9 protein-coding genes are annotated in these 5057 nt (G+C 68.9%); 1 reads left to right on the forward strand and 8 read right to left on the reverse strand.

Annotation, left to right across the window (positions count from 1 at the left end; all coding sequences use genetic code 11):
* Positions 1-669: 669 nt before the first annotated feature.
* The 3 genes from E1298_RS43925 to E1298_RS51460 are packed head-to-tail and all read right to left on the reverse strand — an operon-like array spanning position 670 to position 1601.
* On the reverse strand, positions 670-1011 hold the full coding sequence (locus E1298_RS43925; RefSeq protein ID WP_131903308.1) for a hypothetical protein: 342 nt from the start codon (positions 1009-1011) through the stop codon (positions 670-672).
* Positions 1012-1053: 42 nt separating this feature from the next.
* Entirely contained in the window at positions 1054-1473 is a 420-nt protein-coding gene (locus E1298_RS43930; protein ID WP_131903309.1) for a hypothetical protein, read from the reverse strand.
* A complete protein-coding gene (locus E1298_RS51460) occupies positions 1470-1601 on the reverse strand; it encodes a hypothetical protein (protein ID WP_279499670.1) in 132 nt (43 codons plus the stop codon). The genes E1298_RS43930 and E1298_RS51460 overlap by 4 nt, the downstream gene beginning before the upstream one ends.
* Before the next feature lie 293 nt (positions 1602-1894).
* Here E1298_RS51460 and E1298_RS43935 point away from each other — a divergent pair, with 293 nt between their 5' ends.
* A complete protein-coding gene (locus tag E1298_RS43935) occupies positions 1895-2536 on the forward strand; it encodes a DNA alkylation repair protein (RefSeq protein WP_207945215.1) in 642 nt (213 codons plus the stop codon).
* A 363-nt stretch (positions 2537-2899) separates the two neighbouring features.
* On the opposite strand, the gene E1298_RS43940 is transcribed toward E1298_RS43935, so the two are convergent.
* The 5 genes from E1298_RS43940 to E1298_RS49955 all read right to left on the reverse strand — a co-directional run.
* The gene (locus E1298_RS43940) at positions 2900-3175 is read right to left on the reverse strand and encodes a hypothetical protein (protein WP_131903311.1); all 276 of its coding nucleotides are present in this window, start codon (positions 3173-3175) and stop codon (positions 2900-2902) included.
* Between the two features lie 30 nt (positions 3176-3205).
* Positions 3206-3580 carry a hypothetical protein gene (locus E1298_RS43945; protein WP_131903312.1) on the reverse strand — a complete coding sequence of 125 codons (375 nt, stop codon included), beginning with the start codon at positions 3578-3580 and terminating at the stop codon, positions 3206-3208.
* A gap of 168 nt (positions 3581-3748) precedes the next feature.
* Positions 3749-4234, reverse strand: a complete 486-nt coding sequence (locus E1298_RS43950) for a DUF2752 domain-containing protein (RefSeq protein WP_243726216.1) — start codon at positions 4232-4234, stop codon at positions 3749-3751.
* A gap of 24 nt (positions 4235-4258) precedes the next feature.
* Positions 4259-4558, reverse strand: coding sequence for a CD225/dispanin family protein (locus E1298_RS43955; protein WP_207945213.1), 300 nt, complete (start codon positions 4556-4558; stop codon positions 4259-4261).
* Between the two features lie 253 nt (positions 4559-4811).
* A partial coding sequence (locus tag E1298_RS49955) for a hypothetical protein (RefSeq protein ID WP_207945214.1) occupies positions 4812-5057 on the reverse strand: 246 nt, incomplete at its 5' end.

The following is a 5057-nucleotide window of genomic DNA, read 5'->3' on the forward strand; positions in this document are numbered from 1 at the left end:
CACCCCGCCCACCGAACCCGCCACCACGAACTGACCCGCCGCGGGCGCTCTCACCGTTCTGCGGCGTCGGCCCATGCGACACTGGTCGGCATGACTGAGCGCACCTCTGCGGTCTCGCACGATCCGGTCCTGCCAGGGCATGGAGTGGCGAGCGCGGACCTGTGGTGCGGGCGCTGCGTGGCCGTCACCGCACAGGAGGCAGGACACCTCGCCGAGGCAGAGCTGGGCGCGCCGCGCTGCTTGGAGTGCGGTCGGTGGGTCGCGTACCGGTGCCGCCGGTGCGGCGCCATCGGAAGGGAACGGGAGGCGTGATGGGCACAGCACATTGCTCAAGATGCGGGGGCGTCGGCACCGTGGGCGTGCCGAAGACGACGTGCCCCACCTGCAAGGGCAAGGGCTTCGTCGAAACCTGAGCCGGGCAGGACGACGCTCCCCGCCTCCGAGGAGGCGGGGCGCCGGGTCAACGCCGCGACGCCCTAACGGTGCGCCCGCGAAGGCCGACCGAGACCTGACGGGCGCCGGCCGCACGGGAAGATCGCGGAGAGCCGGTTCCACTGGGACATGCAGGGCCTACAGGACCAACTCGGTTACGGCTCCACCCCTCCCGCGCGACGACGGCGGCCCGCTCGCGGGAGCGGACCGCCAATCTGAAGGTGGGGCCGACAGGTGTCAGTCGTCCGTGTTGAAGAACCGCACGCTCGCCCTGTCCGAACTCGGCCGGGTCAGGACGAAACGGCCGCCCTTCGGGTCGGCGTAGCCGGCGCTGCTGTGGCAGGCGGCGCCGTTGAAGATGAACGCGGTCTTGTCGGTGTTGTTGACGAACGTCCCGGCGACGATGCCGGTCAGCTCGTGGCAGACGTAGTCTTCGGGGTCGGTCAGGGCGGCCGCCCCGCTGCCGGTCGGGTAAGTGAACGTGCCGGTGGCGGCCAGGGCCGGGGACCCCAGGCTTACCACGGCGGCCACAGCGGTGGCGGCGATGGCGGTGGTGGACAGCGAACGGAAAGCCCGCATGGAAACTCCTCGACTACTCGGATGAGAGGGCGGTGGCGGGTGTCATTCGATGGTGTAGCTGCCGGTGAAGTCGGCTGAGGTCACGCCGCCGACCGGGGCGCCGATGGTGCATTTGAAGGCGCCGCCGGCCAGGCTGGTGGTGAACTTGCCGGTGAACCGCTGGTCCGTGAACGGCCCCTCGCGGACCGCCCCTGACACCGATGCGACGTTGAGGACGGTCTCGTCGATGGTCAGGTCGACCTGGCTCGTCTCGCCGGTGCTCCAGCGGATGGTGCCGGAGCCCGATCCGGTTCCGGAGCCCGGGTTGCTGGCCAAGCAGCCGAGGGTGACGCTGCTGAAGTTCGCGGTGAACCGAGCGGAGGTGTAGGTGCTATTGGCGTACTGGCAGGCGCGGTCGTTGCCGTTGCAGCTGACCGCGACCGGGCGGGGGATGGCCTGGACGCCGGGAGTGAACCGGCTCACGCCGCTGGCTCCGCAGGACACCGGGCCTTCGGCCCGCGCATGCGCGGGCCGGACAGCCCGAGGGTGACGGCGCCTACGGCGGCGGCCAGGGTGGTGACGATGGTGCGCGTGACGGTTGAGGAGAGCATCGTCGCTCCTGTCGGAGGGAGAGTTGACGGCGTGAATCGCCATCTAGGGTCTCCCCGCCACGTATTGTCACGACACGTAGTGTTAAGATTACTAATTGTAACGACATGCTACCGCCGCACCCGCCGGTCAGGGCCTGGCCTTGGTGTGCAGGCCCTTCTCTCGGTACGCCCACTCCAGTGGAGGCTCGTCGCCAGGTGGCGACGGAGCACCAGCCACCGCTCTCCGTCGTAGGGTGAGTCGCGGACGTTGCGGACAGGAGATTGAGGTGGCCGAGACGACGCTGACCGAGACGATGGCCGAGCTGGCCGAGCTTGAGGACCCGAAGATACGCGAGGTGAACGAGAGACACGGTGACGATCACGGCGTGAACCTCAGCAAGCTGCGCGCGATCGCGAAGCGGCTGAAGACGCAGCAGGAACTCGCGTGCCGCCTCTGGGAGACGGACGACACCGCGGCGAGACTGCTGGCGACCCTGATCTGCCGCCCGAAGGCGTTCGAGCGTGACGAGTTGGACGTCATGGTGCGCGAGGCGCGCACGCCCAAGGTGCACGACTGGCTCGTGAACTACGTGGTGAAGAAGAACCCGCACTCCGAAGAACTGCGCCTGGCCTGGTCCAACGATCCGGATCCCGTGGTCGCGAGTGCCGGCTGGGCGCTGACCGCCGAACGCGTGACGAAGAAGCCCGAGGGCCTCGACCTCGCCGGACTGCTAGACGCCATCGAGGCGGAGATGAAAGACGCCCCGGATCGCCTGCAGTGGGCGATGAACCACTGCCTGGCACAGATCGGCATCGACCACGCCGAGCACCGCGCCCGCGCGATCGACATCGGTGAGCGCCTCCAGGTGCTCAAGGACTACCCGACTTCCCCCGGCTGTACGTCTCCGTTCGCGCCCATCTGGATCACCGAGATGGTGCGCCGCCGGCACGAATAGACGGCGACCGGCCCGGTGAGCCAGCGGCGCTAGGCGAGTCTGTTGCGGGTGGTGGCCGCCGAGATCCCGACAGGCGGCGGCAGTCCGACTCAGTCGGCAGCGGATGGATCCCCGACCCGGGTTCGCCACGATCAGCCGGATTCAGGCCGGTCAGTTCCCCATTATCTTCTTCGCGGCCCGTACGCTCACGGAGTCGGTCGCACACCGCGAGCAGAGCGGTTTTCCTCGTGCCGGGTTCGTCCAGCGGGATCCGGTACAGCTTGATGCACACCCGCGCGGTGTCCCAGGATCACCCGATCGTCCGCGCGACGGCGTCTGCGGCGAGCGCTTCGCCCGCCGCGGATCGTGGAGATGGATCCTCGGTCAGGCCCAGAAGGAGCCGATGTCGGCGGAGACCGTCCGGCCCTGCTTCAGACCCGCCTCTACCGAGGGCGTGCGGGTCGCCGGGTCGAGGGGGGCGGTCCCGAAGGCGGCCGGCGACGCCTCGTCCGGCCGGATCACTTCGTCGCGTCCGCCCTGGCCGGTCACCGCCGTGATCTCCACGTCCAGCGCCGGGTCCTCCATGGGCGCGATGAGCAGGACGCGCCCGTGGCCCGCCGCCAGCACGAGCTTGGTCACCGAGTACACGCCGCCGTCCACGTACCGGATACCGCCGATCGTCGCCGCCGGCTAGATCATCGGGACGGTGCAGCTGGCGGTGACGGCGTCCACCAGGCTCACGCCCGACTCGCGAAACTCACCGGTCAGCACGTTCGCCGCCGTGATCAGCAGTTTCCTGGACGGCCATTCGCGGACGGGCAGCCGCTCCTCGATCACCGCCGCGCCGCCCGTCCTCGGGCACGGCTCCTGGCCGCGCCCCCAGGGCCACGTCGGCGGGATCGTCGTGCTGGACCGCGCGAGCCACGTCCAGGTCTCCATGACCCTGGTGACCGGCACCTCGGTCGGCGCCGGCTCGCGGTTCTGCAGCGCCGGATCCGCCTGCCGACCTGGGCGGCGACGGCAGAGCCCACCGAGGTGCCCACCAGAGGGCGTGTGCGTTCTCACTCACGGTCGTCGTTCCTCGCGTCATCGCTCGTTCCGAGCACATGGGCCCGGTGATCCGTCCCCCCGGACATCCCGCTGGAACGGGTGGCGCCACGGGAGGGCGGGCGAGGCTGAGGAGGTGACGGGGGCAGACCGTGAAGGGACCGGGTCAGGCTGCCGAGGGACGAGTCAGGCCGCCAGGACGGAGCCGAACGGCAGGTTGCGGACCAGCCAGAAAAGCATGATCGTCCCGAAGAGCGCCCAGATGAGCCGGGAATCGCCGGCCCGGGTGCGCGACGGACGGTTCCGCACGCGCGCGGCCGTCCACCGGACCCAGAAGAACACGAGCACCGGCAGCATGGTCACCGCGAGGACATTGAGCCCGAACGCCTCACCGAACTGTCCATGGGCGAGTGCGTGGATCGTCCGGAGGGAACCGCAGCCTGGGCACTGGTAACCGGTCAGCGCGAGGAACGGGCATGTGGGGTAATGGCCGTCCACATTGGGATCGACCGCGCCGACATAGGAGACGACGGACGCGGCGAGAACGAGAACGGCGCCCGGCCCGAGCAGCCGCCGCGCCCGCGCGACAGCCGCGGCGCCGCGGCGCCCGTTCTCCGGCCGGCCTGAGGGTCCGCCCAGCATCTGCGGGGCGGACCGGCCTTCACGCGTCATGGGACAGATGCCCTCGGACGGACCTCACGTGGTGTTGTTGCTCGCGGCGATGAGGACGAACAGAAGGTAGATCACGCCGCCGATCACACCGACGACCGCTGAGACGATCGCCCAGATCCTCGCGTTGTTGGACGCGCTCATCGCCCCGGCGTGGTCTCCGGACGTCCATTTGGAGTTGACCTGGGCGGCGAAGACGATGGAAACGATCCCGGCCGGAAGGCAGCAGAACAGCGTCGTCAGGATCGCCCAGACGAGATGGTTCGGGGGCGGCGGCGCACCGCCATAGCCGTAGCCCCCCTGTGTCGGGGGCGGGTAGTAGCTCATGGGATACCTCCATGCCGTGGGCTGGGTCATACAGGTAGATGGTCAACCAGCATGCCCGGTTCCCGCTGCGCAGGTAAGAGCCTGATCACCTATCGAGACCCGAACGTTCCGACACCCCTCGGGGGCCCATGGACGCGGGCCGTCCGGGGGTCGATTTGACGTGGCCGGGCAGACCACGTAAGTTAATCCCTCGTCCCCTTACGGATGCAGGACGCCTGCGCGGTGGCCGGCCGACGGGGAACCCACTACTGATCTAGCCGACGCGGCTTTGCCGCGCCTGCCGTCCTGTGGTGGTGCAGAAAAGGCCGGTTTTGACAATCGCGCTGGATCTGATGAAATAGCGACACCAGCCCGGAAGGCCGCGCGAGCGGGTCGGAAAGGTTGGATCGGAAAAGCTCGGAAATTGACAAGCCGAGCGGATCTGATAAGTTAAATCGAGTCGCCCCGGAGCGGGAAACGCGAAAGCGGATCCAGCGCGGTGGGTGTCCGTTTCTTGAGA

It is taken from the genome of Actinomadura rubrisoli (assembly GCF_004349215.1).
GTDB lineage: Bacteria > Actinomycetota > Actinomycetes > Streptosporangiales > Streptosporangiaceae > Spirillospora > Spirillospora rubrisoli.